General features: G+C 46.5%; 5 protein-coding genes. 1 reads left to right on the top strand and 4 read right to left on the bottom strand.

Annotated elements, in window-relative coordinates:
- Positions 1-179: 179 nt before the first annotated feature.
- From phnE to QT974_RS31445, 4 genes are all read right to left on the bottom strand, one after another.
- Positions 180-974 carry a phosphonate ABC transporter, permease protein PhnE gene (phnE, locus tag QT974_RS31460; protein WP_333472301.1) on the bottom strand — a complete coding sequence of 265 codons (795 nt, stop codon included), beginning with the start codon at positions 972-974 and terminating at the stop codon, positions 180-182.
- A gap of 71 nt (positions 975-1,045) precedes the next feature.
- Complete coding sequence (locus tag QT974_RS31455; RefSeq protein WP_333472300.1) at positions 1,046-1,786, bottom strand: phosphonate ABC transporter ATP-binding protein; 741 nt, start codon at positions 1,784-1,786, stop codon at positions 1,046-1,048.
- 26 nt (positions 1,787-1,812) lie between these two features.
- Positions 1,813-2,103: a hypothetical protein gene (locus tag QT974_RS31450; RefSeq protein WP_333472299.1), complete on the bottom strand. Its 291-nt coding sequence runs from the start codon at positions 2,101-2,103 to the stop codon at positions 1,813-1,815.
- Between the two features lie 78 nt (positions 2,104-2,181).
- Positions 2,182-3,177, bottom strand: a complete 996-nt coding sequence (locus QT974_RS31445; protein WP_333472298.1) for a phosphate/phosphite/phosphonate ABC transporter substrate-binding protein — start codon at positions 3,175-3,177, stop codon at positions 2,182-2,184.
- Between the two features lie 195 nt (positions 3,178-3,372).
- Between QT974_RS31445 and QT974_RS31440 the strand changes: the two genes are divergently transcribed.
- Positions 3,373-4,341: a threo-3-hydroxy-L-aspartate ammonia-lyase gene (locus QT974_RS31440; protein ID WP_333472297.1), complete on the top strand. Its 969-nt coding sequence runs from the start codon at positions 3,373-3,375 to the stop codon at positions 4,339-4,341.
- Positions 4,342-4,515: the final 174 nt, after the last annotated feature.

The raw sequence follows: 4,515 nt of genomic DNA, 5'->3' as shown, positions 1-4,515 counted from the left end.
TGTTCTAAATTGTCGCCCAAATGCGAGAGCCCCTACGAGTAATTTGATTGATTTTTTGGGAAATGTGCGATCGACTCTTAGAAAATTAACTCTTCAACCCACGGAGGTGAGTTTCGTCTGTGTAGAAGCGGTTTCAACCGCCGTCTCTATTACTGTTGAATGATTTTGAATAATTATTCTTACTTCGTTTCCAATCTCTGCCGCCATTTACTGCTAATTACATCGATCGCAGTCACGACAACTAACAGCACCAACATCATCGTAGTAGCCTTGTTGTATTCAAAAGAGCGGATGTAATTCACCAACTCAAAACCAATGCCGCCGGCGCCCACAACTCCCAACACCGAAGCGGCGCGAATGTTGTATTCAAACATCCACAGCGTGTAGCCCAGCGCTAGCGGCAACACTTGCGGGAAAATGCCGTATTGCGCCACTTGCAGCCAAGATGCACCCGCCACTTGCAACGATTCGATCGATCGCGCTTCCACAGACTCGATCGCCTCCTGATAAAATTTAGCAAGATAGCCTATAGTATAAATTGCCAGCGCCAAAGTACCCGCCGGCGCGCCCAAACCAGTCGCCGATACAAACAGCAATCCCAGGACAATTGAAGGAACCGATCGCACCGCATTTTGCAATAAATTAGCTAGCCACTGCAACCACTTTGGTGCTATATTGTGGGCGCTGCAAATTGCAATTGGTACGGAAATAATCGCACCGATTGTGGTTCCCCACAGCGACATTTGAACTGTCTCGATTAAGGCCTTAATTGCTACGTCGATAATTTCGAGATTTGGCGGCCACAAGCGCGAGATAAAATCTGTCATGTAAGGCAAACTGTTGACCAAAGTTGCGGTATCAATTTCTAATCCCCGCAGCGCCCAACCGTATAGTATAATTAAACCTGCTGCGATACCGAGATTTTTGATCCAGCTATAGGTTTTTGATAAGTTAGGTGAGTTGTTTTCGGTCATTGGGGTGATTTTTGGATTAATGAACCGCGAAGACGCTAAGCTCGCGTTGGAAGAGGGGAGAAGAGAGGGGTTTAGACTTCTACTTTGGGTGGTGTTGGTTTGCTGAATTTGTCGGACAGGTTTTGACATTTGCCATCATAGACGATCTGACCGGCATCTAGGACGATCGCTCTTTTGGGATAAATGCTGGCCATTCCCAAGTCGTGCAATACTACGACTACGGTCATGCCTTGTTTTTGATGGAGTTGGGCGAGGATTTCCATTACTTGTTGGGCGGCGATTACGTCTAATCCGGTGGTGGGTTCGTCTGCGAGTAAAATCTGCGGAGATTGGATTAGGGCGCGCGCAATAGCTACTTTTTGCTGTTGTCCGCCGCTGAGCAGTCCGGTTTTTTGGTATGCTAGGTCTTTGAGTCCGAAGTCTGCGAGTAGGTCAAAAGCTCGATCGCGCTTTTGCTTCGGAAAACCCCACAGAGTCTCCCAAGTATTCAATCCTCCCAAGCAACCACACAGCACATTGTCGATCGCAGGTAGCTGTTTAATCAAGCCGCCACCTTGAAAAATCAAGCCAATATCGCGCCGAATTCGTCTCAATGTCCGCGGAGTTATTACTGTATCGTTAATTCTAATTTCTCCGGTTTTGACGGGAGCTAATCCGACAAATGAACGCAAAAGTGTGGATTTTCCTGCACCGTTTAAACCTAATAGCGCCACGAATTCGCCTTGTTTAATTTTGCAATCAATTCCATTCAAAATCGGGCGTTTTAGCGATTGGGAATAAGCGGTTTCTAAATTACAACACTCTATTGTCATGGGGAATCTTTATTAACAAATTTGGCTCAAACAATGTCATGGCGACCAGCTATTATAAAATAGGTTCGTAGCGAGGACTTTAGTCCTTCTTTTTTCTGCGGACGAACTTCATGACTGCCAACAATAAAATAGGTTTGTAGTGAGGACTTTAGTCCTTCTTTTTTCTGCGGACGAACTTCATGACTACCAACAATAAAATAGGTTTGTAGTGAGGACTTTAGTCCTTTTTTTTTCTGCAGACGAACTTCATGACTACGAACCTTTGTTTTACGGTGCGAGGATTTTTGTCCGGCTTTTCTGCGGACTAAAGTCCTCACTACGAACCTTGATTTTACGTTATAAATTTAGTCGTCTGATATTTATGCGGACTAAAGTCCTCACTACGAACCTTGATTTTACGGTTCGAGTTTAGCGCGCTGCAAAGCTTGGCGCAAGGTTGCTAAATGGCGCGCATGATCGACTTTTACCAATTTTTGGGAATTGTACAAACTGCGGAACAATTGATTGTTTGCAGGTTCGTTCATTTTCATAAAAGCATCGATCAGTTTTTCACGCATTGGTGCCGGAATACTATCGTCAATCACAATTCCGTGGGCTGGAACTCCTGGGATCTGCTGCAAAACTCGCAATTTCTTGCCTTCTTCTGCTGTAATCCAAGGCGGTAGTAAAGCGTATTCGGAAACTGCTGCAATTTCTGCTTGACCTCTTAAAACTGATTGCAAAGCGCTGCCGTAACCGTCGCCGTAGGTGACATTTCCGAAAAAACTTTCCAGTCGATCGGGCCCTGAAACTAATCCTTGACCTACCAATTCCCCAACGGGAAAAATAAATCCCGAACCGGAAGTTCGAGAGGTGAAAGCCATTTTTTTACCTTTCAATTGTTCGAGGGTTTGCTTTGCTGAACCTTTCGGGCGCAGCGGACTATCTTGCCGCACTACAAATACAGAATCGTAGGTATTTCCGCCGGAATAATCGCTGCGAACTTCTGCTAAATACATCCGCGCTTTGGCTAGTTGTTCTGCTTTTAATGCCGCGCGCCCTGCTACAAATGCGACATCTGCCCTGTCGGCTCTCAAAGCTTCTACAGCGGCTGTTTCGTCGCCGATGACGGCATCAATGGGCATTCCCATTTCTTTGGATAGTATTTGCGCTACTTGATTGGCTTTATTTTGCAAGTCTGTAGCATCTCTGCGGTTGGCAAATACGATTCTAATGCGAGTTATCGCAGCTTGTGCTGTTAAATCTCGTTGGCGAAGCCTTGGAAGAGGATCGCCCTTTGCGGTTGTTTGCGCGATCGCCTTCTGCCCGATTCCAACTGCATTCGCCGTCAAACCCGCTAACAGCAACAAGCCTGCGCTAGCGCTTGCTAGCACTTTAAACTTTGCATTCATCAATCGCTCTCCTCACCTAACCTAAACTATTTGATAATTTATTGCAATAATCTTGAGCTTATCCTACAACGCTTTTGGTAATTAGTTGCAATAGTCAATCGATAATTATTTCCGATATGTCATATCATCAAAATTGATTAAGCTTTGACTGTATGTATGATATAATCCCGCCGAAGCACCCCAGGCAAAAACAAGATGACAGCCAACCTTACGGATAAAAATGCTTTGCAAGTCTGTTTTGCTGATGTGCAGGCGGCGGCAAAACGCTTGCATGGAAAGGTTTTCAAGACTCCGGTACTGACTTCGGCAACTTTCAACAAGCGGACGAATTCTCAGGTATTTTTCAAGTGCGAGAATTTTCAACGCACGGGTTCGTTTAAGTTTCGGGGCGCTTCCAATGCTTTGATGCAGCTATCGGAAGCCGAAAAACAGAACGGAGTGCTGACTTTTTCTTCGGGAAATCACGCGCAGGCGATCGCCCTTGCCGCACAGTTGCTACAAATTCCTGCTACTGTTGTTATGCCGGCCGATGCGCCGAAAGTCAAGCAAGCAGCGACTCGCGACTACGGTGCCGAGATTGTTTTGTACGATCGAACTGTAGTTTCCCGCGAAGAACTCACTGCCCAGATTGCCAGAGAACGACACTTGACAATTATTCCTCCTTATGATGACGCGCGGGTGATTGCGGGACAAGGTACGGCGGCGCTCGAATTAATCGCCGAAGTTGGGGAGTTAGATTTGCTTTTGGTTTGTTGTGGTGGCGGTGGTTTGCTGTCGGGATGTGCGATCGCCACTAAAACTTTGTCTCCCAAGTGTAAGATAATTGGGGTTGAGCCCGAACAAGCAGATGATGCGGCGCGATCGTTCCGCACGAAAATCCTGCAAACTGTTACTAACCCGGATACGATCGCTGACGGCGCGCGCACCCCGTGTTTGGGTAAATTAACCTTTCCTTTGGTGCTGCATTATGTGGATGATATGGCAACAGTTTCCGAAGAGGCAATTCGCAGTACAATGTTTTTTATGTGGGAACGCATGAAGATAGTTGTGGAACCGACGGGAGTGTTAGCAGCGGCCGCTTTGTTGGATGGAGTTGTCAAGGCGGAAAATGCGAGAGTTGGAGTAATTGTTAGCGGGGGAAATGTCGATTTTAGTCATTATTAATATAACCCGAAACCAGAACACGGCAGTGCCGTGTCCCTACAATTGATCGTGGTAGGGAAACGGCACTGCCGTCTCCTCTCTATCACAATACGGTTCAGTTAACACCGTTAATTCCCCGGAGATCCCCCTAAATCCCCCTTAGGTCGGGGGACTTTGAGAAGACTCTTGTCCCCC

Origin of the sequence: Microcoleus sp. BM001215392 (assembly GCF_036700185.1) — a bacterium.
Lineage (GTDB): Bacteria > Cyanobacteriota > Cyanobacteriia > Cyanobacteriales > Microcoleaceae > Microcoleus.
This window is presented reverse-complemented; position numbering and strand designations above follow the sequence as displayed.

Excerpts from the sequence above, each read along its gene's own strand:
- phnE (WP_333472301.1), bottom strand. The coding sequence starts at position 974 with ATGACCGAAAACAACTCACCTAACTTATCAAAAACCTATAGCTGGATC.
- QT974_RS31445 (WP_333472298.1), bottom strand. The coding sequence starts at position 3,177 with ATGAATGCAAAGTTTAAAGTGCTAGCAAGCGCTAGCGCAGGCTTGTTG.
- QT974_RS31455 (WP_333472300.1), bottom strand. The coding sequence starts at position 1,786 with ATGACAATAGAGTGTTGTAATTTAGAAACCGCTTATTCCCAATCGCTA.
- QT974_RS31440 (WP_333472297.1), top strand. The coding sequence starts at position 3,373 with ATGACAGCCAACCTTACGGATAAAAATGCTTTGCAAGTCTGTTTTGCT.